The following is a 23,952-nucleotide window of genomic DNA, read 5'->3' on the forward strand; positions in this document are numbered from 1 at the left end:
AAGTTAATGCGTCTGGCCACGCTTCGGAGCGTCGATAGCTATTTCCACCGCTTCCGCTCGAATGTGCGTTTCGCGAGTCGACCTCAGGTGTCGACGAATAGCCACGGGCGGACCTGGGGACGCCACCACCTCTATGACCCGGTCATTCTGTCGAAGCTCGTCGAGATCTACCGCTTCTACCACAACTGGATGGAGCCAGGTGTCGATCGGAAGACGCCCGCGATGCGCATAGGACTCGCGAAAGGCCGAATCTATGAACGGGACCTGCTGTGATCGCCTGTGTTGGCTCAGCCAATCGGCTGAACGCAAGAAGCTCGCAGCCAGGGGCCGCGAGCTTCAACATTTACGGTCAGGGGCTGGGCCAGGAGGGACTCCCCTTCCGCTCCCACGCAAGGTATGTTCCCTTTTCGTTCAGGCGACTCGGGCACTGCCATGCCGTTCGTGGAACTGTCGGCCACGTCGAATTTCACCTTTCTCACCGGCGCCTCGCATCCCGAGGAGCTGATGCGGCGGGCCGCCTCTCTCGGCTTGCCTGCGCTGGCGATTGCCGACGAGAACTCGGTCGCCGGGATCGTGCGCGCCTTCTGCGAGGCCAAAGAGATCGCGCGCGAGACGGGCACCGCCCCGCGCCTTGTCCCGGCGGCTCGGGTCGTGGTGCGTGAGGGTGTCGCCGTGACCGTCCTGCCCCGGGACCGCGCCGCCTGGGGCCGGCTCTGCCGCCTGCTGACCCTTGGGCGGCGGGCGGCGCCCAAGGGGGGCTGCGATCTGGGCCTTGGGGATCTGCTGGCCCATGCCGAAGGCCAGGAGCTGCTGCTCCATCCGCCGGCGCGTCTTGCGCCGGAGTGGCGGGCCCTGGCCGGGCGGCTGGCGGAGGCCTGCCCCGGGCGGGTCGGGCTGATCCTTGCCCCCCAGTATGCGGGGCAGGACCGGGCCCGGTTCGAGCGGCTCGCGGCGCTGGCCGCGCGGCTCGGGGTGCCGGCCGTGGCCTCAAGCCTGCCGATCCTGCATCATGGCGCGCGGCGGCGGCTGGCCGACGTGCTGACGGCGATCCGCACCGGCTGCCGGGTGGAGGAACTCGGCCGGCGGGCGCTGGCGAACGGAGAGCAGCGCATCCGGTCCGAGGCCGAGATGCTGCGCCTCTATCCCGGCCATGAGGAGGCCGTCTTCCGCAGCGGCGAGATCGCCGGGCGGCTCGGCTTCTGCCTGAGCCAGCTGCGCTATGAATATCCCTCCGAGATCGCCGAGGGCGAAAGCTCCTCGGACCGGCTGGCCCGGCTGACGCGCGAGGGTCTCGACTGGCGCTATCCGTCGGGCGTGCCGGACAAGGTTGCGGCCCAGGCGCGGCACGAGCTGGAACTGATCGGCAAGCTCGGCTACGAGCCCTATTTCCTCACCGTCCATGACATCGTCCGCTTCGCGCGGGACCGGGGCATCCTCTGCCAGGGCCGCGGCTCGGCCGCCAATTCCATCGTCTGCTATGCGCTGGGCGTGACCTCGGTCAGCCCCGAGATCGGCACCATGGTCTTCGAGCGCTTCGTGTCCGAGGCGCGGAACGAGCCGCCCGACATCGACGTGGATTTCGAGCATGAGCGGCGCGAGGAGGTGATCCAGCACATCTACGAGCGTTACGGGCGGCATCGCGCCGGCCTTTGCGCCACCGTGATCCACTATCGCGGCAAACGGGCGGTGCGCGAGGTCGGCCGCGCGATGGGGCTTTCGGAGGACACGCTCGCCGCCATGTCGAGCCAGATCTGGGGATGGGGCGGGCCCGGCGCCCTGACCGAGCAGCGCCTGCGCGAGATCGGCCTTGATCCGAACGACCGGAGGCTCTGGCTGACCCTGCAACTCATCGACGAGATCCAGGGTTTTCCCCGCCATCTCTCGCAGCATGTGGGCGGCTTCGTGATCACCGAGGGACGGCTGGACGAGCTGGTGCCGATCGAGAATGCGGCGATGGAGGATCGGACGGTCATCTGCTGGGACAAGGACGACATCGACGCGCTGGGCATCCTCAAGGTGGATGTGCTGGCGCTGGGCATGCTGACCTGCATCCGAAAGGCGTTCGACCTGATCGAGATGCACCACCACACGCGCTACACGCTCGCCACCCTGCCCCAGGAGGACGGGCCGACCTACGACATGCTCTGTCAGGCGGATTCGCTGGGCGTGTTCCAGGTCGAGTCGCGGGCGCAGATGAACTTCCTGCCCCGGATGCGGCCGCGCCGCTTCTACGATCTCGTGATCCAGGTCGCCATCATCCGCCCCGGTCCGATCCAGGGCGACATGGTCCATCCCTACATCCGGCGCCGCAACCGCGAAGAGGATGTCCATTTCCCCTCGGACGCGCTGGGAGAGGTGCTGGGCAAGACGCTGGGCGTGCCGCTCTTTCAGGAGCAGGCGATGCAGATCGCCATCATCGGCGCGGGCTTCACCCCGGACGAGGCCGACCGCCTGCGCCGCGCGCTCGCCACCTTCAAGAAGCACGGCAACGTGACGGCGCTGAAGGACCGCTTCATGGAGGGGATGCGCGCCAACGGCTACGACGAGGAGTTCGCCGCCCGCTGTTTCGCGCAGATCGAGGGCTTCGGCTCCTACGGCTTTCCCGAGAGCCACGCGGCAAGCTTTGCCTTCCTCGTCTATGCCTCGGCCTGGTTGAAGTGCCACCACCCCGGCATCTTCGCCTGCGCGTTGCTGAACTCGCAGCCGATGGGCTTCTATGCGCCGGCGCAGATCGTGCGGGACGCCCGCGCCCACGGGGTGACGGTGCTGCCGCCCTGCATCAACGCCAGCCGCTGGGACAATGTGATGGAGCCGGACGGACGGGGGCGTCTGGCGCTCCGGCTGGGGCTGCGCCAGATCAGGGGCGTGGCCGAGGAGGAGGCGCTCTGGATCGTCGGGGCCCGCGGCAACGGCTACCGCGCGGTCGAGGATGTCTGGCGCCGGGCGGGGACCCCGCCCGCCACCGTGACCCGGCTGGCCGAGGCCGACTGTTTCGCGGCCCTCGGTCTCTCGCGGCGCGAGGCCCTGTGGCAGGCGCGCGCGCTGACCGGGGACAAGCCGCTGCCGCTCTTTTCCGGCGACATGGATGGCGAGGGGATCGTCGAACCCGCGGTCGCCCTGCGCGAGATGACGCTGGGTGAGCAGGTGGTCGAGGATTACGCCGCCTTTCGCCTGACACTCCGGGCGCATCCGATGGCGCTGTTGCGGCACCTGCTCTGAACGGGCCCTTGCCTCCGGCCCGGCCGGACGGATCACGGGGGCGGGTCTGTGTCAGGCCATTTCACCCTCGACCCACCAGCCGCCCGACAGCAGCCCCCCAAGCGCCTGGAAGAGCCAGATCCGCTCGCCTCCGTCGAGTTCGACCACCCAGTAGTCGCGGGGGCCGTTGCGCCACTGGGGATCGTCGAGCCACCATTCCGGCAGGATGCGCTCGGGCCCGTCGGCGCGGATGATCCGGCGCTCGCGGCGGCGCCAACGGATGCGCGAAGGAGGAGAGCCCTCGGCTTCGGCGGGCTCGGGCGGGAAAAGGACCAGCGGGCGGGGGGCGTGCGGTTCGGGCCAGGGGCCGGCAGGCTCGGACCAGGCGGCGGCGAGGATCAAGGCGGATTTCGCAGGCACATGGCTCTCGGCCGGATGCAGCCGCGTCACCGCCTCGGTTCCCAGCCGCGCCCCGAGCCGGCCCACGAGATCGGCCAGCGCATCGGCCTGACGTGCGGCCGACGAGGGCCCGCGATGGGGCGTTGTCACCATCGGTTCCGTCTCGATGGCCGAAAGCCGCAGCATGTCGATCCCGAACCCCGCGTCGATCGTCTCGAGCTTCAGGGCCAGCAGCGGGCGGATCCGGTCGGGCGTATCGGCGGGCTGGGCCAGGCCGATCTCGATTGTCGGCACCTGCCCGTCGGTGCGAAAGGCCTGCAGCCGCACCCGGCGGGCGCCCCGCTCCTTCTCCTTCAGCCGGTCGCAGAGCGGGGGGAGCAGCCGGTCGAGGCCGGCCTCCACATCCTCGCGCAGGCCGATCGGATCGGGCAGCGTCAGCCGCACCGCGAAATGCAGCGGCGCGCGGGCGGGTGAGACGGGCTCGGGCTCGAAACCCAGGGCCTGATCGAGCCGGCGCAGCACGGCCGTGCCGAAGCGCCGGGCGAGCGCGGCCCGCGGCAGGTCGAGCAGGTCGCCCACATGGCGCAGGCCGAGCCGGGCCAGCGACTCGGCCGCCCCGTCCGGCAGCCGGAGCGCCGCGACCGGCAGCGGGGCCAGCGCCTGCCGCATGTGGCCGGGGGCGGCGATCACGCCGAGGGGCCCGCCGGTGGGCGGGGCCAGCCTCCGGCGCTTCGTCGCGCGTGACCGTGTGGCATGGGCCTCCTGCTCGATCGCGTCCCCGCTGCGGAGGGCCGGGGCCGCGCGCCCGGAATGGCGGGCCAGCGCCCAGGCCGCGCCGGGCGTATCGGCGACCGCCGCCCGCACCGTCAGGCCGAGCGCCGCGCAATCCGCCTCGACCACGCCGAGCAGCTTTTCCTCGCCGCCGAACAGATGGGCGCAGCCGGTCAGATCGACCGTCAGCCCCGCCGGGGGCTCCTCGGCCACCCAAGGCGAGAACTTTCCCGCCCAGCGGCGGAGCACGGTCAGGAAGGCCGCCTCGCCCGGCAGGTCTTCGGCGGCGGTGACAAGATGCGGGCAGATCGCGGTGGCGTCACGAAGGCCCTGTCCGGGCCCCAGCCCCAGCGCCTCGGCCTCGGTCGAGACAGAGGTGAGGACCTGCGCCCCCCGCCGCTCTCCCACCACCGCGAAAGGGGGCGGCAGCGCATCGTCGCGCCGCCGCAGGACCCGCTCGGCCGCGAGCCGGGGAAACCAGAGGCAGAGAATCCGTCGCTGTGCCATTGCCATGTTGTTCCTGTTTCGTTCAGGATACCGCAGGCCATGGAACGGAGTCGAGTCACCGACTCCGGGACGGGATCAGCCGCAGGCCAGCCGGACGATCCGGTCGGCTTCGTTCGCCTCGACGGTCAGCCGGTGGGGGCTGAAATCCATCGTCACGGCCTCTCCCGGCCGCACGAGCCGGACCGGCTGGGTGAAGCGGATCGTCTCGAGCACTTCGGCCGGCTGGCCGACAAGGCCCTGCAGCCGAACCGCGCCGCAGCTGTCTGTCGGGAGGATGATCTCGGTTTCCTTCTTGCTGCAAGCCGACAGGCTGGCAACGGCGGAAAGGAGAAGAAGTGTGCGGCGCATGTCGAGGTCTCCGGTCGAACGGCGCGCAAACTAGTCGGGCGCGCATCCCGACACAAGCCGACGCGGGCGCGGCAGAGGCCCGATGACGCCTCCGTGAAGGTGCGCGGGCGACCGAGGGGCCGGGGCACGATCCGCCCACGTCACCCAAGGCCGCGTTTCCGGGCTTCCGCCGATGCAGCGTTTGGGGCAGGAAGGGGAAAACAGGAGCGATCATGTCCGAACCCCGCGCCCCTCGCCTTTGCGTGCTGATCGACGCAGACAACGTGCCCGCCAACTACGCCGAGGCCATCTTCGAGGAGATCGCGGCCCTGGGCGAAGCCTCGGTGCGCCGGATCTATGGCGACTGGTCGGCGATGCGCCTCAATGCCTGGGCCAAGAAGGTGGCCGCGCTGGGGCTTGTCGCGGATCAGCAGTTTTCGAACACGAAGGGCAAGAACGCCTCGGACATCGGGCTGGTGATCGCGGCGATGGACTTCCTGCACTCGGGGCTGTTCGACGGGTTCGTGCTGGTCTCGTCCGACAGCGACTTCACCCGCCTCGCCGCCCGCATCCGCGAGCAGGGGCTCGATGTCTATGGCATCGGCGAGAAGAAGACCCCCGAAGCCTTCCGCATGGCCTGCAAGCGGTTCATCTATGTGGAGAACCTCGGCTCGGACGAGCCTCCGGCGCGCGGGCCGCGCCCGGCGGACGAACCGCAGCAGGCGCCCGCGCAGCGCGGCAAGGAAGAGCCGATGAAGGCGATCCCCCTGATCGTGGCCGCCATGCGCGCCATCGACCCCGACGGCGAATGGTACACGCTCGGCCAGGTCGGCCAGTTCATCACGCAGGCGAATCCCGATTTCGACACCCGGACCTATGGTTCGGCCAAACTGTCGGATCTCATCAAGAAGATCAGCCGGTTCGAGGTGAAGGCCGGCCCCGGAGGGCAGCTTCTCGCCCGCGACCTCGCTTGAGACGGCAGGGCCGGCGGCCTCTGGCTCCTTGACCCCTGCGGCGCATCGTCTAGGGTGCGCGACATTCCGCCAGTCAAAGGAGCAACGCCATGGCCCAGCGTCTTCACCTCGTGTTCGGGGGCGAACTCGTCAGCCCGACGAAGAACGCGTTCAAGGACGTGAAGGCCATCCATATCGTCGGCATGTTCCCCGACTATGCCTCGGCCTACACCGCATGGAAGGCCGAGGCGCAGCGCACGGTGGACGATGCGCATGTGCGTTACTTCATTGCCCATCTCCACCGCCTCCGCGACGAAGAGCAGCCGGCCTCGGCCACCGAGGAACTGGGGGCCTGACGAGATCCCCCCATGGCGACCGCCTTCGGCCTCCCGTTCGGGACTGCCCTGCGGCGTGAGCCCGCCGAGGGCCCGGTCCGACCCCAGCGCCCTCTTGGCAAGCTGGTCTGGCTCCATGCGCCCTCGCGCGAGTCGGCGCGGCCGATGGCCGAACTCGGACGCCGGATCATCCTCGACGAGGGGTTTCCGGTCCTGCTGACCACCCACGCCCCGGTGAGTTCGGGCGGCATCCTGATCGTGCAGACCCCGCCGCCCGACACGCAGGCCGCGGCGGCGGACTTCCTGGAACACTGGCGGCCCGATGCGGCCTTCATGGCCGAGGGTGAACTGAGGCCTTCCCTGATCCAGGCCGCCTCGGACCGGGGCGTGCCGCTGGCGCTGGTCGATGGCGTGGCGCCGCGCATCCTGCCCGGGCGCGAAAGCTGGTGGCCGGGGCAGATGCGCAACCTGCTCGGGCGGTTCAGCCACATTTTCACCGTGGACGAGGCGGCCGCGCGCGCCTTTCGCAAGGCCGGCAGCCCGACACAGGTGACGCAGGTCGCCGGGCGGCTGGAAGAAGGCAGCCTCGCGCTGCCCTGCACCGAGGCCGAGCGGGCGGCGATGGCCCGGCTGCTCGCCACGCGGCAGGTCTGGCTTGCGGCGGGCCTTCCGATTCAGGAGGAGGCCGCGGTGATCGGGGCGCATCATGCGGCGCTGAAGCTCGCCCACCGGATGCTTCTCATCGTCGTTCCGCAGGAGCCCGACCGCGCGGGCCCCCTCGCCGAGCGGTTCGAGGCCGAAGGCTGGAAGGTTGCCCGCCGCGCCGCCGACGAAGAGCCGGATGCCGAGACCGAGGTCTTCGTCGCCGATGGTGCGGCCGAACTCGGCCTCTGGTATCGGCTGGCGCAGGTCACCTGGCTGGGCGGCAGCCTCAGCACCGGCTGCGTGCTCGACCCGCTGGAGGCGGCCTCGCTCGGATCGGCGCTGATTCACGGGCCGCGTGCTGGATCTCATGGCGTGACGCTGGGCCGGCTGACGGCGGCGCGGGCCTCGATGACGGTGGAAACGGCGCGCGATCTTGCCGAGGCGCTGGCCGACCTGCTCGCGCCCGACCGGGTGGCGCGGCTGGCCCATGCGGGCTGGGCCGTGGCCTCGGAAGGAACGGAAGTGACCGACCGGGTGGTGGCGCTGGCTGGCCGCCTTGTGGAGAGGGAACCCTGATGCGACCGCCCGCCTTCTGGTTCACGCCGCCCGCCCGTCCGTCCCTTGCCGCGCGGTTGCTTGCCCCCCTGGGGCGGGCCTATGCGGCGGCCACGGCGCGGCGGCTGCGGGCCGAGGGGCACCGCGCGGGCGTGCCGGTGATCTGCATCGGCAACCTGAACGCGGGGGGGACGGGCAAGACGCCCACGGCCATCGCGCTCCTGCAACGGCTGTCCGACCGGGGCGTGGCCGCGCATGTCGTCTCGCGCGGGTATGGCGGGCGGCTCGAGGGGCCGGTGCAGGTCGATCCGCGCCGTCATCGCGCGGCCGAGGTGGGCGACGAGCCCCTGCTGCTGGCGGCCTTCGGCCCGGCGTGGGTCGCGCGCGACCGCGCCGCGGGCGTCCGGGCCGCCGAGGCGGCGGGGGCGCAGGCGATCCTGCTGGACGACGGCTTCCAGAACCCTTCGGTGGTCAAGGATCTATCCGTCGTCGTCGTCGATGCCGCGGTGGGCTTCGGCAATGGCCGCTGCCTGCCGGCAGGCCCGCTGCGCGAGCCGGTGGCGGAGGGTCTGGCGCGCGCCGACCTGCTGCTCTCGATCGGCGAGGCCGAGGCGCAGCGCCGCTTCGCCGCGGACTGGCCCGCGCTGCCGGTGCCCCGGCTGACGGGGCGGCTGGCCACCTTGCAGATGGGAATGGACTGGCAGGAGGCGCGCGTTCTGGCCTTTGCCGGGATCGGCCGGCCCGAGAAGTTCTTCGCCTCGCTGCGGGCCGAGGGCGCGGTGCTTCTGCGCGCCGAGGCGCTCGACGATCACCAGCCCCTCGGCGAGGCGCTGATGCGGCGGCTCGAGATCGAGGCGATGGCGCTGGGGGCGCAGCTTGTCACGACCGAAAAGGACGCAGTCCGCCTGCCGCCCTCGTTCCGGCAGAAGGTGCTGACCCTTCCCGTCCGGCTGGAGCTGGATGACTGGACCGCGCTCGATGCGGCCTTCGACCGGCTGGGGCTGACGCGGCAGGCCTGAGGCCCCGCCGCGTCAGTCCTGCTCCGCCGGGGTGCCCAGCACCTCGGCCTGATGCTCGCCAAGCCGCGGGGCCGGGCGGCCGAGCGCCAGCTCCGCCTCCGAGAAGCGGAAGGGCGAGCGCACGCCCGGCACCCCCTCGGGCGCGATGCGCATCCCGCGGTGGAGGATCTGGGGATCGGCGAACACCTCGCCCATGTCGTTGATCGGACCGGCGGGAACGCCTTCGGCCTCGCAGGCGGCCAGCAGGTCGGCCTTCCTCCAGCCCGAGGTGACAGCGGTCAACGCGCGCGTCAGCTCGGCCCGGTTCGCCACCCGGTCGGCGTTGGTGAGAAAGGCCGGCGCCGTGGCGAGGCCCGGCAGCCCGAGCAAGCCGCAGAGCCTGCGGTATTGCCCATCATTGCCCGTCGCGATGATGATCCAGCCATCGGCGCAATCGAAGACGGCATAGGGCGCGAGGTTCGGATGCTCGTTGCCCATCTTGCGCGGGGCCGTGCCGGTCGCGAGATAGTTCATGGCCTGATTGGCCATGATGCCGGTGGCCACATCCATCAGCGCCATGTCGATCTGCTGCCCGCGCCCCGTGCTGGCCCGCTGGTGGAGGGCGGCCAGGATCGCCGTCGCGGCATAGATGCCGGTGAAGACGTCGGTGACGGCCACGCCCACCTTCTGCGGCTGGCCCTCGGCCGCGCCGGTCACGCTCATCAGCCCGGCCATGCCCTGGATGATGAAATCGTAGCCGGCCCGGTGCGCGTAGGGCCCGTCCTGCCCGAAGCCCGTGATCGAGCAATAGACAAGGCGCGGGTTCACCTCGCGCAGCGACGGCCAGTCGAGCCCGTATTTCGCAAGCCCGCCGACCTTGAAATTCTCGATCACGACGTCGGCCTCGGCCACCAGAAGGCGCACGATCTGCTGCCCCTCGGCCGTGCGGAAGTCGGCGGTGACCGACCGCTTGCCGCGGTTCGCGGCGTGGAAATAGGCGGCGGACCGGTCGCCCTCGCGCTCGATGAACGGAGGGCCCCAGCGACGGGTGTCGTCGCCCTCGGGCGCCTCGACCTTGACGACATCCGCGCCAAGGTCCGCCAGCACCTGCCCCGCCCAGGGGCCGGCCAGGATCCGGGCCAGTTCCACGACCCGGACGCCGGCTAGGGGCGTGCTCATCCCTTGGCCAGCTCCGCCTCGATGATCTTGCGCAGCTCGTCGTAGCCCATGTTCGAATGCTTGGTGCCGTTGATGATCAGCGAGGGGGTCGCGGTGATGTCGTCGGCCTGCGTGTTCTTCTGGAAGGCGGCAACCATCGCTTCGGCCTTGGCCTGATCGTTCATGCAGGCGTCGAGCGCCGCATCGTCGAGCCCGGCCGTCTTGCCGATTCTGCGGAGGTTTTCCGCAACCTGCGCCGGGTCGTTCGTCACCCATTCCTGCTGCTGGTCAAAGATCAGATCGGCGATGCCGAAGTAGCGCATCTCGCCACCGCAGCGCGCCACCATCGCGGCCCAGAGACCGTAGCGGTCGAAATAGACCTCGCGATAGACGAAGCGCACCTTGCCGGTGTCGATGTAGTCGCGCTTGAGCGGTGTCAGCACCTCCTTCTCGAAGGTGGCGCAGTGCGGGCAGGTGAAGGAGGAATATTCGACGATCGTGACCGGCGCATCCTCGGCGCCCATCACCATGTCCTCGATCACGGGGGCCGTCTCGGACGAGCCGGCTTCCTGCGCCGAGGCCGCCATCGGCGGCAGCAGCGTCTGTGCCGGCTCGCGGCCGCCGTTCCAGAGCGCGAAGCCCGCGACCGTGGTGAGTGCCAGCGCCGCCAGCCCGAGTTTCTTGACCATTCCGTGCCTCTTCATGCTTTGGAGCGTGATAGGAAATTCTCGGCGAGCCTTTCAAGGGCCGCCCGCAGGCCCTCGTCCTGCACGCCATCGGCGGCCGCGGCCGCGCGCGCCTTGACGACCGGATCGGCGGCGCGGGGCGCCGGAGGGGCCGGATCGAACAGGGCCTGCCCCTCGGCAAAACCGGAAGGTGCCGTCTGTGTCAGCACGATCCGGTGGATCGCCGCATAGCCGTAGCAGGCGTTCACCCGCTCCTTCAAGGTCGGAAGCTGCATCTGCACGAGCGGCGCATGGGCGGACGAGACAAGGATCGTGAGCGTCGCGCCAAAGCCCTCGCGGGCGCCGTAGCCCACCTTCACCGGCCGGGTGATGCGGGCCAGATCCTCGCCCGCAACCTCGGGCCAGTGGGTGAGAAGCCGCGTCACGGCAAAGCCCCGCTTCTCGCCGGCCTTGCGGATCCGCTCCTGCAGCAGCCCCGACGCCGCCTCGAACCCGCGCATCCGGCGGTTCTGCTTGGCTGGAGGTGGAGCGGGGGCTCGGGTCATCTGTTCATTCCTGATCGCGCGCCTATCTTAGGCGCCGCGCCCGGGGGCGCCAGAGCCGCGGTGCAGGGGAGAGCATAAAGATTGCGTGACACCGAGGAAAGCCCGGAGGAGGAGGTGGCGGACATCTCGGCCCGCCTGCTTGGCTGGTATGACCGCCACGCGCGCGAGATGCCGTGGCGCGTGGGCCCGGCCGACCGGCGCGCCGGCGTGCGGCCCGATCCCTACCGGGTCTGGTTGTCGGAAATCATGCTCCAGCAGACGACGGTGGCCGCGGTGCGGAGCTATTTCCGTCGCTTCACCGAGCGGTGGCCCGATGTGGGGGCGCTCGCGGCGGCCGAGGATGCCGAGGTCATGGCCGAATGGGCGGGGCTGGGCTACTACGCCCGCGCGCGCAACCTGCTGAGGGGGGCGCGGGCGGTGGTGGCCGATCACGGCGGCCGCTTCCCCGAGACGCGCGACGGCCTGCTGACCCTGCCGGGCGTCGGCCCCTACACGGCCGCTGCCGTGGCGGCCATCGCCTTCGACGAGCCCGCGACCGTGGTAGATGGCAATGTCGAGCGCGTGGTTGCGCGCCTTTTCCGGGTCGAGACCCCGCTTCCGGCGGCCAAGCCCGCGCTGACCCGTCTGGCCGCCGCCATCACCCCGCAGGAGCGGCCGGGCGACCATGCTCAGGCGATGATGGATCTCGGCGCGACGATCTGCACCCCGAGAAAGCCGGTCTGCAGCCTCTGCCCGCTTGGCCCGGACTGCGCGGCCCGGCGCGACGGTCTTGAGGTTGAGTTGCCCCGCAAGGCACCCAAGGCCGTCAAGCCCGTCCGCGAAGGCACGCTCTGGATCGCCGTCCGGGCCGACGGGGCGCTGCTTCTCGAGACGCGGCCCGAGACGGGGATGCTGGGGGGGATGCTCGGCTGGCCGGGAACCGACTGGGACCGGAGCGGCGGGCCGACCGATCCGCCGATCGCGGCGGACTGGCGCGCGACGGGCGTCGAGGTGCGTCACACCTTCAGCCATTTCCACCTGCGGCTTTCGGTGCTGCTGGCCGAGGTGGCCCAGGAGGCGGTGCCCGCCCGAGGGAGCTTCGTGCCGCACGAGCGGTTCCGCCCGTCCAGTCTTCCCACCGTGATGCAAAAGGCATGGAACGTTGCCGCAGCGGCGATCCGTCACCCGAGGGGGGAGGCGCGACTCGACTAGTCTCCGCGGATCGACCGTAGCAAGTGGAGTAGTGAAATGGTTTCTCCTCCTGACGTCGTGACGCCAAACCCGCCACCGATCGCGCATCTCAAGCGCGCGCTGCCCTTCGCGATCTCGCTCGCGATGGTGCCCCTTGCCCTGATCGGCGCCGCCTATGGCGGCTGGACGATCCTGCTGTTGCCCCTCTTCGGCTGGGGGCTCTTCGCTCTGCTCGATCTCGTGTTCAAGAAGGACACGACGAACGAGGACCCCGCGACGGACGAGAAGGACCTGTTCTGGTTCCGTCTTCTCACCATGATATGGGTGCCGATCCAGTTCCTGCTGGTCTTCGGCCTCGTCGGATATGTCAGCCACGCCGCCCACCTCGGCCTGATCGAGAAGATCGGCCTCTTCCTCGGCATCGGCGTGATGACCGGACTTGTCGGCATGGTCTATGCCCACGAGCTTGTTCACCGCAACAGCCGGCTCGAACGCTGGCTGGGCGACATCCTTCTCGCCATGACCCTCTACAGCCACGTCCGCACGGAGCGGCTGAAGGTCCACGATCTTCATGTCGGCACGCTGCAGGATCCGGCGACGGCCCGCCCCGGCGAGGATTTCTACCGCTACTTCCAGCGCGTCCTTGCCGGAGGGCACAGGCACGCCTGGGAAGTCGAGGCGGAGCAGCTCAAGCACATGGGTCGGCCTCTCCATTCGCTGAGGAACCCGTTCTGGGTCTATGGGGCGCTGCAGATCGTGATGGTGGGCCTTGCGCTCGCACTGGGCGGGGCGCAGGGGCTTCTGCTGTTCCTCGTGCAGGCCTTCGTGGCGGTCTGCCAGCTCGAGTTGCTGAACTTTGTCGGGCATTACGGCCTCACCCGCCGCATCCTGCCGGACGGCACGCCCGAGCCTGTCATGCCGCATCACAGCTGGAACGCGGATGGCAAGGCCTCGAACCGGCTGCTGATCAACCTTCAGCGCCATTCGGACCATCACGCCCATCCCGAGCGGCGCTACCCGCTGCTGCAGGCCTTGCCCGAGCAGCAGGCCCCGCAACTGCCCCACGGCTTCCTGCAGATGGCGGCCCTGGCGCTCTTCCCGAAGGTCTGGCACAGCCGGATGAACCCGCGCCTGCTCGACTGGCGGAAGACCTACTATCCCGACGTCACGGACTGGGCGCCCCTCGACAGTGGCCCGCCCGCAGCCGCACCAGCCCCGGCGGAGCCGGTCGCCCCCAGCGGTGCTGTCGCCAGCCCCCCGCCGGCCGAGGCGCCCCGTGTCGCCGCTGCGCCGGCCGCTGCCCCCGAGACGCAGAAGAGCGAGCCCGCGATCTGACGGGCAGATCCCCGCCGGGCGATCCGGCGGGGACACGTCTTCGGCCCGGTCCGGGCGATCCGCCACACGAAAAGACCTCGCCGTGAGGACACGGCGAGGGAAGTGGTGCCGTGGCGCAGGACCGACGGCACAGGCGGAACCGGATGTCCGAGGATCAGTTCGGGCGGGGCTCTTCCATCTCCGCCCGGATCTGCTGGCGCAGGATGTCGATGGGGATCATCTTCCCCTCGCGCTTGTAGCACCAGTAGGTCCAGCCGTTGCAGGAGGGTGCGCCTTCCAGCGCGGCGCCGACCTGATGGATCGAGCCCTTCACGTCGTTGCCGATCAGCGTGCCGTCGGCGCGAACCTTCGCCTTGTGGCGGTTGTTCATCGAGTAAAGCTCTTCGCCCGGACGCAGCATCCCGCGCTCGACAAGCTGGCCGAAGGGCACGCGCGGCTCGGCCCGCTTCGAGCCCGAAACCTCCAGCGCCGAAGCGTCGAACCGGCGCACGCGCGACAGGCGCTCGGCGGCGACCTTGCGATAGCCTTCCTCGCGCTCGATGCCGATGAAGTCGCGGCCGAGCATCTTGGCCACCGCACCCGTCGTGCCGGTGCCGAAGAACGGATCGAGCACCACGTCGCCGGGGTTCGTGGTGGCGACCATCACCCGATGCAGGAGCGCCTCCGGCTTCTGGGTCGGGTGGGCCTTGTCGCCGTGCTCGTCCTTCAGCCGCTCGTGCCCGGTGCAGATCGGGATCACCCAGTCCGAGCGCATCTGCACGCCCTCGTTCAGCGCCTTCAGCGCCTCGTAGTTGAAGGTGTATTTGCTGGCCTCCTGCTTCGAGGCCCAGATCAGCGTTTCGTGCGCGTTGGTCAGCCGCTTGCCCTTGAAGTTCGGCATCGGGTTCGACTTGCGCCAGACCACGTCGTTCAGGATCCAGAAGCCCTGGTCCTGAAGGGCGGCGCCGACGCGGAAGATGTTGTGGTAGCTGCCGATCACCCAGATCGCGCCGTTCGGCTTGAGAAGGCGGCGGGCGGCCGCCAGCCACTCGCGCGTGAACTGGTCGTAGGAGGCAAAGCTCGAGAACTGGTCCCAGTGGTCGTCCACCGCATCCACCCGGCTGTTGTCGGGCCGGTGCAGGTCACCGCGGAGCTGCAGGTTGTAGGGCGGATCGGCAAAGATCAGATCCACGGAACATTCGGGCAGCGACCGCATCACCTCGATGCAATCGCCCGCAAGGATCTGGTTCAGCGGAAGCGCCGTGGCCTCCGTCGTCTTCGTCTTGGTCGCCATTCTCTGCCTCTGTCGCCGGCATTTATTCGCCGTTCTATGGGGGCAAAGGATGAGTCATTGGCGAATCGCCGTCAAATTCTTTTTTGAATCAAGGGCTTACGGAAGCCTCTTGATACAAGATGTTGTGGACGGGTTTGAAGGAACGCCTATGGTGAGGGGTCGGGCCAAGATTTAGAAGAGCCTGAAGATGATCCCGTGTGCCGTAACCGGCGTTGGTGCGCCAGCCGTAGCCGGGATGCTGTTGCTCCAAATCCACCATGATGCGGTCGCGGGCGACCTTGGCCACGATCGAGGCGGCGGCGATCGACAGGCACAGCGCATCGCCCTTCACGATGGCCCGGCAGCGGTGGGCGAGGCCCTTCGGGATCAGGTGGCCGTCGATCAGCGCGAAATCGGGCGGGCAGGGCAGCCCCGCCAGCGCCCGCGCCATGGCCAGATGGCTTGCCTGCAGGATGTTGAGCCGGTCGATCTCTTCGACCGAGGCGTGCGCCACCGACACTTCGGCCACCGCGAGGATCTCGGCGGCGAGCGTCTCGCGCCGGGCGGCGGTGAGCTTCTTGCTGTCGTTGAGGCCCTCGGGGACGCGTCCGGGAAAGAGCCGCACGGCGGCGGCGGTCACCGGGCCTGCCAGCGGGCCGCGGCCGACCTCGTCCACACCGACGATGCAGGTAAAGCCCTCGGCGAAGGCGGCGGATTCGTGGCTCCAGTCGGGGCAGGCAATCTCCATGGCCGAGCTTTAGCCGCAGGACGCCTGCGGGAAAAGAGGCCGCGGAAGATGGCCTGCCCCTCGCCGCCGACAGGCAGACGAGTCCAGCGCGCGCCGCGCTGGACCATGCCGCAGGTCCCGATCGCCTTGCGGACCTCGCGCCCGATGCGCTTGCGCAACTCGAGTCGTCTGTGGGGCTCCGGCGAGCAGCGGATGGATCTCGTCCCGATCGTCGAGCACGGGCGCTCAGCCGCGCGGGCGCCGGTCGTGCTCGGGATCGGCGCCCGGCACGGGATCGTAGCCCGACCCGCCCCAGGGATGACAGCGCAGAATGCGGCGGGCGGCGAGCCAGCCGCCCTTCAGCGCGCCGTGCCGCTCGAGCGCCTCGAGCGCATAGACCGAGCAGGTGGGCTGGTAGCGGCAGCCGTGGCCGACCCAGGGGCTGAGGAGCAGGCGGTAGGCCCGCACCGGCAGCGCGAAGATCTGCGCGAGAGGGCTCATCCCCGCTCGCCGTGGATCTGGCGCAGCGCCCGTTCGAGATCGGCGAGCAGCGCGGCGTAGGGACGCTCGATCGTGGCCCCCGGACGGCCTACGAGGACGTAGTCCCAACCCGGATGCCCCCTCGTCGTCAGCAGCTCGCGCGCAAGCGCGCGGAGCCGCCGCTTGGCGCGGTTGCGCATGACGGCGTTGCCGACCTTCTTCGAGCAGGTGAAGCCCACGCGAATGCCGCCCTCCGCCTCGCGGCGCCGGGCCTGCAGCAGGAAGCCGGGCGTTCCCTGACGCCGGGCCTGGGCGGCGCGCAGGAAATCGGCGCGCTTCCTCAGAATTTCGGGCGCAGGATGTGGCGACGCCGCCGGACATCCGGCGGGCGCGGCATCGCTGCCCGTCCCTCCGGCCTCCGGCGGCGTCATGTCACTGGGCCCGGGGCGTCGCTCAGGCCGAGAGCTTCTTGCGGCCCTTGGCGCGGCGGGCGTTCAGCACGAGGCGGCCGCCCTTGGTGGCCATGCGCGCGCGGAAGCCGTGGCGACGCGCACGGACCAGGTTCGACGGTTGAAAAGTGCGCTTCATCGCGGATCTCCTAGGTATGCAGCCGGAACCCCCGCGGATTCGCAGGCCACGTTCCTTTGAAGCCCGCCTCTTAGTGGCGACGCGGGCGCAAGTCAATTCGTCCGGTTCAAGAAAATCGGGCTCGGGCCCCGGCGACACTGGCCGCCGGCGCCCCTCGGCCCCATCTTGTGGGCGACCCGCCAGGAGCCGCCCTTGTCCCTCAGCCGATCCCCCGCCCTCGCCCGCCGCCTGCCCATCCTGTTGATCCTCGTGGTCGCGATCGGAGGCGCCCTCCTGCTGCATGACCGGCTGTCGTTCGAGGGGCTGGCGCGGCACCGCGAGGCGTTGCTGGCCTTCCGCGACGCCAATCACGCGGCGGCGGCCCTGACCTTCGTCGCGGCCTACATGGCCATCGTCCTGTTCAGCCTGCCGGGGGCGCTGATCTGCACGCTGACCGGAGGCTTTCTCTTCGGCCTCTTTCCCGGCGTGCTCTACAATGTCGCGGCGGCCTCGGCCGGAGCGGTGCTTCTGTTTCTCGCCGCGCGCGCGGGCTTCGGCGCGAGCATTGCGGCACGGATGGCCGCGCAGGGCGGGGCGGTGGCTCGGCTTCAGGCGGGGCTGAAGGAAAGCGAATGGTCGGTGCTGTTCCTCATGCGGCTGGTGCCTGTCGTGCCCTTCTTCGTGGCCAACCTCCTGCCCGCGTTCCTGAACGTGCCGCTGCACCGCTTTGCCATATCGACCGTGCTCGGCATCCTGCCGGGAGCGCTGGTCTATACGTCGGTCGGCACCGGCCTCGGGGCGGTTCTGGCGCGCGGCGAAGCGCCGGATCTGGGCATCATCTTCACCCCACAGGTGCTCGGGCCGCTTCTGGGCCTTGCCGCGCTCTCGGCGCTGCCTATCGTGCTCAGACTCGCACGAAGGGGGCGGTGATGGAGCGGATCGAGACGGATCTCTGCGTGATCGGCGCGGGCTCGGGCGGGTTGTCGGTCGCGGCCGGGGCGGCGCAGATGGGCGCAAGGGTCGTGCTGGTCGAGGCGGGCGATATGGGGGGCGACTGCCTGAACGCGGGCTGCGTGCCCTCCAAGGCGCTGCTGGCCGCGGCCAAGGCCGCGCAGGCGATGCGAACGGTCGGGCCCCTCGGCATCCGCCCGGTCGAGCCCGAGATCGATTTTGCCGCCGTGAAGGATCATGTGGCCCGAACCATCGCCGCCATCGCACCCCACGACAGCCAGGAGCGGTTCGAGGGGCTGGGCGTGCGCGTCCTGCGCGACTGGGGCCGGTTCGTCTCGCCCGCCGAACTGCGCGTGGGCGAGCGGACCGTCACGGCGCGGCGCTTCGTGATCGCCACCGGCTCGCGTCCGGTCGTGCCGTCCATCCCGGGCATCGACCGGGTGGAGGTGCTGACGAACGAGACGATTTTCGCGCTGCGTGAACGGCCGGAGCATCTGGTGATCATCGGCGGCGGTCCGGTGGGAATCGAGATGGCGCAGGCGCATCGCCGCCTCGGGGTCCGCGTGACGGTGATCGCGGGGCACAAGGCGTTGCCCAAGGACGACCCGGAGCTGTCCGCCATCGTCCTCGGGCGGCTGCGGGCCGAGGGTGTCGAGATCCTCGAGGGCGCCTCGGCCGCGGCGGTCGATCCCTGCCCGGAAGGGATTGCGGTAACGGCCGGAGACCGTCGGATCGTGGGCTCTCACCTGCTGGTGGCGGCCGGACGGCGGCCGGCCCTCGAGAGGCTCGATCCGGCCGCGGCGGGGGTCGAGGTGACCGCGAAGGGCGTGAAGGTCGGCCCCGACCTGCGGACGTCGAACCGGCGCGTCTATGCGGTGGGGGATGCCGCGGGCGGGCTGCAGTTCACCCATCTGGCCGGATACCATGCCTCGGTCGTGATCCGCTCGATCCTGTTCGGGCTGCCGTCGAAGGCTGCGGCGCTGATCCCGCATGTCACCTACACCGAACCCGAGCTGGCGCAGATCGGGCTGACCGAGGCCGAGGCGCGCGAGCGGCATGGGTCGCGGCTCGAGGTGCTGCGCGTGCCCGTCTCGGGCAGCGACCGGGCGCAGGCGGAGGGCGCGACCGAAGGGCTCGTGAAGCTGATGGTGGCGCGCGGGCGCCCGGTGGGCGTGTCCATCGCGGCCCCGCACGCGGGCGAGATGATCGGCCTCTGGGCCATGGCGCTGGCCTCGGGGGCGAAGCTTTCGACGGTTGCGGGTGTGGTGCTGCCCTATCCCACCCTCAACGAACTGTCCAAGCGGGCGGCAGGAGCCTATTTTTCCCCCAGACTGTTTGATAGTCGGTTGGTCGGGACGGCGGTGCGCACCCTGCAGCGCCTCCTGCCCTGACGGACCCAGGATCCGGCGGGCGCGTTGGTAGCAGGTAGAGTCGGAAGGACGGGATTTTGCGGCGGTTCCTGAACACGCTCTCGGGGCGGTTCCTGATGCTCACCGCTGCCTTCGTCATGCTGGCAGAGGTGCTGATTCTCGTGCCCTCGGTGGCGCGCTTCCGCGAAGGCTACCTGCTCTTGCGGCTCGAGAAGGCGCAGATCGCCTCGCTTGCGCTCCTGGCGGCCGACGAGATGATCACGCCCGAGCTGGAAGCCGAACTGCTGGCCAACGCGGGTGTCTACAACGTCGTGCTGCGGCGCGACGAGATCCGGCAACTCGTGCTGTCCTCGCCGATCCCGGTGCCGGTCGAGGTGACCTACGACCTGCGCTTTGCCGGGCCGCTGGGGATGATCCGCGACACGTTCATGGACCTCCTGGATCGCGAGGGCGTGATCCGGGTGATCGGCGAGCCCGTGGAAAGCGGCGGCCAGCAGATCGAGGTCGCGCTCGAGCGGGGCCCGATGCGCACGGCGATGCTGGAACATGGCGCGCGCGTGCTGGTCTTTTCGGCGCTGATCTCGATGGTGACGGCGCTTCTTCTGTTCCTGGCGGTGCGGCGGCTTCTGGTGCTGCCGATCCGGCGCGTGGTGACGCACATGACATCCTACGCCGAGGCGCCCGAGGATGCGCGCCGGGTGATCACGCCCACCGCCGGCATCCGCGAGCTGCGCGAGGCGGAAGAGGCGCTGCAGATGATGCAGACCCAGCTGATCGGGGCGCTGCGCCAGAAGGAGCGCCTTGCCCAGCTTGGCGGGGCGGTCGCCAAGATCAGCCACGACCTGCGCAACATCCTGACGACGGCGCAACTCTTTGCCGACCGGCTCTCGTCCTCGGACGATCCGGCGGTGGCGCGGGCAGCGCCCAAGCTGCTGGGCTCGATCCGCCGGGCGGTGTCCCTGTGCGAAGCCACGCTGACCTTTGGCCGGGCCGAGGAGCCGCCACCGCAGATCACCCGCGTCCCGTTGCGCCGCCTGATGGAGGAGGTGGCCGAGGCCGAATCGCTCGTCGGCGGCGGTGAGGTCGGCTGCCTGATCGATGTTCCGCCGAACATGGTGATCCGGGCCGATGGCGAACAGCTCTACCGGGTTCTGGGCAACCTCGTGCGCAACGCCCGGCAGGCGATCGAGACGACCGGCCAGCAGGGCACGATCGAGCTGTCGGCCGGCGAGGGCGAGGAGGAGTGGTGGATCCGGGTCGGAGATACCGGGCCCGGCCTGCCGCCCAAGGCGCGCGAGCATCTGTTCACGGCCTTTCAGGGCGGGGCGCGCAAGGGCGGATCGGGGCTCGGGCTTGCGATCTCGTCGGAACTGGTGAGGGGGCACGGCGGGCGTCTGGACCTGCTGCGCAGCGATGCGCAGGGAACCGAGTTCATCATCCGCCTGCCCAAGGGGCTCGGTCTCGGAGACGTGAGCTGAGACCGCGGTCCGGCGGCCCATGTCGCAAGACGGGAGGGGCCGCAGGGCCCCTCCCGAGGGTCACGCAGCCGATCAGGCGTGGATCGCGCCGTCACCACAGGCCAGCGCTGCCTCGCGGACGGCCTCGGACCAGGTCGGGTGGGCATGGCATGTCAGCGCAAGATCCTGCGACGAGGCGCCGAACTCCATCGCCACGCAGACTTCGTGGATCAGGTCGCCCGCGGCCGGTCCGATGATGTGGCAGCCAAGGATGCGGTCGGTTTCCTTGTCGGCCAGCAGCTTCACGAAGCCTTCGGCCTGGAAGACCGCCTTGGCGCGCGCATTGCCCATGAAGGGGAACTTGCCGACCTTGTAGGCGCGGCCCGCCTCCTTCAGCATCTCCTCGGTCTGGCCGACGCTCGCGACTTCGGGGGTGGTGTAGATCACGCCCGGGATCACGCCGTAGTTCACATGGCCATGCTTGCCGGCGAGGATCTCGGCCACGGCCATGCCTTCGTCCTCGGCCTTGTGGGCCAGCATGGCCCCCGGCACGCAGTCGCCGATGGCGTAGAGGCCCGGAACGTTGGTGCGGAAGTGGTCGTCGATCTTGACCATGCCGCGCGGGAGCATCTCGACGCCGAGCGCCTCGAGCCCCAGCCCCTCGGTGAAGGGTTTGCGCCCGGTGGCGACGAGCACCGTGTCGGCGGTGAGGCTCGAGTCCTTGCCGTCCTTGTTGGCCTTCCAGGTCACGGTGGCCTTGCCGTCCTGCACCGTGACACCCTGCACCGCGGCGCCGAGGACGAACTCGAGCCCCTGCCTGGCCAGGATGCGCTGGAAGCCCTTGATGATCTCGCCATCCGCGCCGGGGATGATCTTGTCCATATATTCGACGACTGTCACCTTGGCACCCAGCCGGGCATAGACCGAGCCGAGTTCGAGCCCGATCACGCCCGCGCCGATCACCACCATCGTCTCGGGGATCCTGTCGAGGCTGAGGGCGCCGGTCGAGGTGACCACGATCTTCTCGTCCACCTCGACTCCCGGGAGGCTTGCGGGCTCGGAGCCGGTGGCGATCACGACGGACTTCGCCTCGTGGATCTCGTCGCCGACCTTGACCTTGCCGGCCTCGGGGATCGAGCCCCAGCCCTTGAGCCAGGTGATCTTGTTCTTCTTGAACAGGAACTCGATGCCCTTGGTGTTGCCGTCCACCACATCCTGCTTGTAGGCCTGCATCTTCGGCCAGTCCACGGTGGGATGGCCGCCCATCAGGCCCATCTTCTCGAAGTTCTCGTGGACTTCGTGCAGGTTGTGGGTGGCGTGCAGCAGCGCCTTGGAGGGGATGCAGCCCACGTTGAGGCAGGTGCCGCCCAGCGTGTCGCGGCCCTCGACCACGGCGGTCTTCAGCCCGAGCTGCGCGCAGCGGATGGCGGAGACATAGCCGCCGGGGCCCGCGCCGATGATGATGACGTCGAAAGTTGCCATTGTGGCCTCCGGGTTGCGAGCGCCCTGCGGGTCCGCGAGGGGAGAGGCGGGGGGCTGTCTGCCCCCCGTGCCCCCCGAGGATATTTGGACAGAGTGAAGGGGCGCGGAAAGGATCAGACGAGCGCGGCGAGGAGCATCGCCACGGTGGCGGTGAAGCCTGCGGCCCAGATGGCCGAGCGCCAGGGGCGCCAGCCGAGCACATAGGCCGGGATGTAGAGGATGCGGGCGGCGAGGTAGATCCAGGCCATCGCGGCGGTGAAGCCGGTGGCCTGGCCGCCGAGCGTCACGACGACCACCGCGAGCGTGAAGAGGATCAGCCCCTCGAAATGGTTGTTCAGCGCCCGCTGGAGCCGGCCCGGCACGGTGGAGAGCGGCTGGTTCGGCGGCTCGTCCCGCGGGCCGGTCGTCCATTTGTAGCCGAGCTCCATGTTGGCGAGGAGCGCGAAGGGAAGGAAGGTCAGGGCCTGCAGGAGGCCGGCCAGGCAGAGAACGGTGAGTTCGGTGGTCATCATGGTCCCCGGAGACGGGAGGGCCCCGGGACGGTCCCGGGGCCCACGCGGGTATCAGAGGTCGAGCAGCAGGCGGCGCGGATCTTCCAGCGCCTCCTTGACGCGGACGAGGAAGGTCACCGCGCCCTTGCCATCGACGATGCGGTGATCGTAGCTGAGCGCGAGATACATCATCGGGCGGATGACGATCTGGCCCTTTTCTACCACCGGCCGGTCCTGGATCTTGTGCATGCCGAGGATGCCCGACTGCGGCGGGTTCAGGATCGGCGAGGACATGAGCGAGCCATAGACACCGCCGTTCGAGATGGTGAAGCTGCCGCCCTGCATCTCGGCCATCGAGAGCTTGCCGTCACGCGCCCGCGCGCCAAGCTCGGCGATCTTCTTCTCGATCTGGGCAAAGCCCATCTGGTCGGCGTCGCGCACCACCGGCACCACGAGGCCCGAGGGCGTGCCCACCGCCACGCCCATGTGGACGTAGTTCTTGTAGACGATGTCGGTGCCGTCGATCTCCGCATTGACCTCGGGCACTTCCTTGAGCGCGTGGCAGCAGGCCTTCACGAAGAAGGACATGAAGCCCATCTTGGTGCCGTGCTTCTTCTCGAACTGGTCCTTGTATTCGTTGCGCAGCGCCATCACGCCCGACATGTCCACCTCGTTGTAGGTGGTGAGCATGGCGGCGGTGTTCTGCGCCTCCTTCAGGCGGCGGGCGATGGTCTGGCGCAGGCGGGTCATCTTGACCCGCTCCTCGCGGGCCGCATCGTCGGCCGGGACCGGCTGGCGCGGCAGCGAGGGCTGCGGCGCGGGTGCCGGGGCCTGAGCCTGCGATGCGCCCGCGACCGCGCGGGCGACGTCGTCCTTCATGATCCGGCCATCGCGGCCGGTGCCCTGCACCGCATCCGGCGAAAGGCCGGCCTCGGCCATCGCCTTCTTCGCGGCCGGAGCATCCTCGACGTCCTTCTTCGCGGCCCTGGCGGGGGCCGCGTCAACCTTCGGAGCCTCGGCCTTCGGCGCGGCAGCCACGCCCTGGCCATCGGTCGAGATCAGCGCAAGGCGCGAGCCCGCGGCGACGGTCGTGCCCTCGGTCACGAGGATCTCGGCCAGCACGCCCGCCGCGGGCGCGGGCACCTCGACCGACACCTTGTCGGTCTCGAGCTCGCAGAGCATCTCGTCCTGCGCCACCGTGTCGCCCGGCTTCTTGAACCAGGTGGACACGGTTGCCTCGGACACCGATTCGCCAAGGGCAGGCACCATCACGTCGATCATCTTGCTCTCTCCCGCGCCGGCCTGTGCCTCGGCGCCCCCATGAGTCCTTGCCGGGGCCGGTTCGTCGCCGGCCTCCGCTGCTCCGATCTGCGCCAGAAGGGCCGAAACCGCAACCGTCGTCCCCTCGGGGGCGACGATCTCGGTCAGGCGGCCCGCGACGGGCGCGTGAACCTCGACCGTCACCTTGTCGGTCTCGAGTTCGCAGAGCATCTCGTCGGCGGCCACACGGTCCCCCGGCTTCTTGAACCAGGTGGCGACCGTCGCCTCCGAGACGCTTTCTCCCAGCGTCGGAACCCTAACTTCCGTTCCCAT

Annotated in this window: 24 protein-coding genes and 1 pseudogene; 11 read left to right on the forward strand and 14 right to left on the reverse strand. The window is 69.8% G+C overall.

Annotated elements, in window-relative coordinates; genetic code table 11:
• Positions 1 to 6 precede the first annotated feature (6 nt).
• Both LV780_RS00265 and LV780_RS00270 read left to right on the forward strand, forming a co-directional pair.
• The gene (locus LV780_RS00265; protein ID WP_108219973.1) at positions 7 to 273 is read left to right on the forward strand and encodes a hypothetical protein; all 267 of its coding nucleotides are present in this window, start codon (positions 7 to 9) and stop codon (positions 271 to 273) included.
• A gap of 159 nt (positions 274 to 432) precedes the next feature.
• Positions 433 to 3,219 carry an error-prone DNA polymerase gene (locus LV780_RS00270; protein WP_101341057.1) on the forward strand — a complete coding sequence of 929 codons (2,787 nt, stop codon included), beginning with the start codon at positions 433 to 435 and terminating at the stop codon, positions 3,217 to 3,219.
• A gap of 51 nt (positions 3,220 to 3,270) precedes the next feature.
• Here LV780_RS00270 and LV780_RS00275 read toward each other — a convergent pair whose 3' ends face one another.
• Both LV780_RS00275 and LV780_RS00280 read right to left on the reverse strand, forming a co-directional pair.
• The gene (locus LV780_RS00275) at positions 3,271 to 4,875 is read right to left on the reverse strand and encodes a Y-family DNA polymerase (RefSeq protein ID WP_108219974.1); all 1,605 of its coding nucleotides are present in this window, start codon (positions 4,873 to 4,875) and stop codon (positions 3,271 to 3,273) included.
• A gap of 75 nt (positions 4,876 to 4,950) precedes the next feature.
• Positions 4,951 to 5,223 (reverse strand): I78 family peptidase inhibitor, encoded by a 273-nt coding sequence (locus LV780_RS00280; protein ID WP_011907126.1) that lies wholly within the window; start codon positions 5,221 to 5,223, stop codon positions 4,951 to 4,953.
• Between the two features lie 212 nt (positions 5,224 to 5,435).
• On the opposite strand from LV780_RS00280, the gene LV780_RS00285 reads away from it, so the two are divergent.
• From LV780_RS00285 to lpxK, 4 genes are all read left to right on the forward strand, one after another.
• Positions 5,436 to 6,176: an NYN domain-containing protein gene (locus tag LV780_RS00285; protein ID WP_011907127.1), complete on the forward strand. Its 741-nt coding sequence runs from the start codon at positions 5,436 to 5,438 to the stop codon at positions 6,174 to 6,176.
• 89 nt (positions 6,177 to 6,265) lie between these two features.
• A complete protein-coding gene (locus LV780_RS00290; protein WP_011907128.1) occupies positions 6,266 to 6,511 on the forward strand; it encodes a DUF4170 domain-containing protein in 246 nt (81 codons plus the stop codon).
• A 12-nt stretch (positions 6,512 to 6,523) separates the two neighbouring features.
• Positions 6,524 to 7,711, forward strand: a complete 1,188-nt coding sequence (locus LV780_RS00295) for a 3-deoxy-D-manno-octulosonic acid transferase (protein WP_108219975.1) — start codon at positions 6,524 to 6,526, stop codon at positions 7,709 to 7,711.
• Positions 7,711 to 8,709 (forward strand): tetraacyldisaccharide 4'-kinase, encoded by a 999-nt coding sequence (gene lpxK, locus LV780_RS00300; protein WP_108219976.1) that lies wholly within the window; start codon positions 7,711 to 7,713, stop codon positions 8,707 to 8,709. Before LV780_RS00295 ends, lpxK begins: the two co-directional genes overlap by 1 nt.
• Before the next feature lie 12 nt (positions 8,710 to 8,721).
• Here lpxK and LV780_RS00305 read toward each other — a convergent pair whose 3' ends face one another.
• Genes LV780_RS00305 through LV780_RS00315 form a run of 3 tightly spaced genes read right to left on the reverse strand, consistent with a single transcriptional unit; the run spans position 8,722 to position 11,077 of the window.
• Positions 8,722 to 9,867 carry a CaiB/BaiF CoA transferase family protein gene (locus LV780_RS00305; protein ID WP_108219977.1) on the reverse strand — a complete coding sequence of 382 codons (1,146 nt, stop codon included), beginning with the start codon at positions 9,865 to 9,867 and terminating at the stop codon, positions 8,722 to 8,724.
• Positions 9,864 to 10,535 carry a DsbA family protein gene (locus LV780_RS00310; protein WP_011907132.1) on the reverse strand — a complete coding sequence of 224 codons (672 nt, stop codon included), beginning with the start codon at positions 10,533 to 10,535 and terminating at the stop codon, positions 9,864 to 9,866. Before LV780_RS00310 ends, LV780_RS00305 begins: the two co-directional genes overlap by 4 nt.
• 11 nt (positions 10,536 to 10,546) lie before the next feature.
• Complete coding sequence (locus tag LV780_RS00315) at positions 10,547 to 11,077, reverse strand: DUF721 domain-containing protein (RefSeq protein WP_011907133.1); 531 nt, start codon at positions 11,075 to 11,077, stop codon at positions 10,547 to 10,549.
• Between the two features lie 81 nt (positions 11,078 to 11,158).
• On the opposite strand from LV780_RS00315, the gene mutY reads away from it, so the two are divergent.
• Both mutY and LV780_RS00325 read left to right on the forward strand, forming a co-directional pair.
• Positions 11,159 to 12,268, forward strand: a complete 1,110-nt coding sequence (gene mutY / locus LV780_RS00320; RefSeq protein ID WP_108219978.1) for an A/G-specific adenine glycosylase — start codon at positions 11,159 to 11,161, stop codon at positions 12,266 to 12,268.
• 36 nt (positions 12,269 to 12,304) lie between these two features.
• Positions 12,305 to 13,582, forward strand: a complete 1,278-nt coding sequence (locus LV780_RS00325) for an alkane 1-monooxygenase (protein ID WP_108219979.1) — start codon at positions 12,305 to 12,307, stop codon at positions 13,580 to 13,582.
• Positions 13,583 to 13,736: 154 nt separating this feature from the next.
• Here LV780_RS00325 and LV780_RS00330 read toward each other — a convergent pair whose 3' ends face one another.
• The 6 genes and pseudogenes from LV780_RS00330 to rpmH all read right to left on the reverse strand — a co-directional run bounded on the left by LV780_RS00330 (position 13,737) and on the right by rpmH (position 16,629).
• Positions 13,737 to 14,855: a site-specific DNA-methyltransferase gene (locus LV780_RS00330; RefSeq protein WP_101340864.1), complete on the reverse strand. Its 1,119-nt coding sequence runs from the start codon at positions 14,853 to 14,855 to the stop codon at positions 13,737 to 13,739.
• Between the two features lie 88 nt (positions 14,856 to 14,943).
• On the reverse strand, positions 14,944 to 15,582 hold the full coding sequence (locus tag LV780_RS00335; protein WP_108219980.1) for a ribonuclease HII: 639 nt from the start codon (positions 15,580 to 15,582) through the stop codon (positions 14,944 to 14,946).
• Between the two features lie 58 nt (positions 15,583 to 15,640).
• Positions 15,641 to 15,801, reverse strand: a pseudogene (locus LV780_RS00340) (tRNA 2-thiocytidine(32) synthetase TtcA); the annotation flags it as partial.
• A gap of 6 nt (positions 15,802 to 15,807) precedes the next feature.
• Positions 15,808 to 16,062, reverse strand: a complete 255-nt coding sequence (gene yidD, locus LV780_RS00345) for a membrane protein insertion efficiency factor YidD (protein WP_011907138.1) — start codon at positions 16,060 to 16,062, stop codon at positions 15,808 to 15,810.
• Entirely contained in the window at positions 16,059 to 16,472 is a 414-nt protein-coding gene (gene rnpA / locus LV780_RS00350) for a ribonuclease P protein component (protein WP_011907139.1), read from the reverse strand. Before rnpA ends, yidD begins: the two co-directional genes overlap by 4 nt.
• A gap of 22 nt (positions 16,473 to 16,494) precedes the next feature.
• Positions 16,495 to 16,629, reverse strand: coding sequence for a 50S ribosomal protein L34 (rpmH, locus tag LV780_RS00355; RefSeq protein WP_002721419.1), 135 nt, complete (start codon positions 16,627 to 16,629; stop codon positions 16,495 to 16,497).
• A gap of 192 nt (positions 16,630 to 16,821) precedes the next feature.
• Here rpmH and LV780_RS00360 point away from each other — a divergent pair, with 192 nt between their 5' ends.
• The 3 genes from LV780_RS00360 to LV780_RS00370 are packed head-to-tail and all read left to right on the forward strand — an operon-like array spanning position 16,822 to position 20,407.
• Complete coding sequence (locus LV780_RS00360; protein WP_181318436.1) at positions 16,822 to 17,538, forward strand: TVP38/TMEM64 family protein; 717 nt, start codon at positions 16,822 to 16,824, stop codon at positions 17,536 to 17,538.
• Complete coding sequence (locus LV780_RS00365; RefSeq protein ID WP_108219982.1) at positions 17,538 to 18,950, forward strand: dihydrolipoyl dehydrogenase family protein; 1,413 nt, start codon at positions 17,538 to 17,540, stop codon at positions 18,948 to 18,950. Before LV780_RS00360 ends, LV780_RS00365 begins: the two co-directional genes overlap by 1 nt.
• A 56-nt stretch (positions 18,951 to 19,006) precedes the next feature.
• A complete protein-coding gene (locus LV780_RS00370; RefSeq protein WP_108219983.1) occupies positions 19,007 to 20,407 on the forward strand; it encodes a sensor histidine kinase in 1,401 nt (466 codons plus the stop codon).
• Positions 20,408 to 20,479: 72 nt separating this feature from the next.
• Here LV780_RS00370 and lpdA read toward each other — a convergent pair whose 3' ends face one another.
• From lpdA to odhB, 3 genes are all read right to left on the reverse strand, one after another.
• Entirely contained in the window at positions 20,480 to 21,868 is a 1,389-nt protein-coding gene (gene lpdA, locus LV780_RS00375) for a dihydrolipoyl dehydrogenase (protein WP_108219984.1), read from the reverse strand.
• A 113-nt stretch (positions 21,869 to 21,981) separates the two neighbouring features.
• The gene (locus LV780_RS00380; protein WP_108220133.1) at positions 21,982 to 22,377 is read right to left on the reverse strand and encodes an MAPEG family protein; all 396 of its coding nucleotides are present in this window, start codon (positions 22,375 to 22,377) and stop codon (positions 21,982 to 21,984) included.
• Positions 22,378 to 22,431: 54 nt separating this feature from the next.
• On the reverse strand, positions 22,432 to 23,952 hold the full coding sequence (gene odhB, locus LV780_RS00385; protein WP_011907144.1) for a 2-oxoglutarate dehydrogenase complex dihydrolipoyllysine-residue succinyltransferase: 1,521 nt from the start codon (positions 23,950 to 23,952) through the stop codon (positions 22,432 to 22,434).

The sequence above is a fragment of the Cereibacter azotoformans genome, from assembly GCF_021391315.1.
Taxonomy (GTDB): Bacteria; Pseudomonadota; Alphaproteobacteria; order Rhodobacterales; family Rhodobacteraceae; genus Cereibacter_A; species Cereibacter_A azotoformans.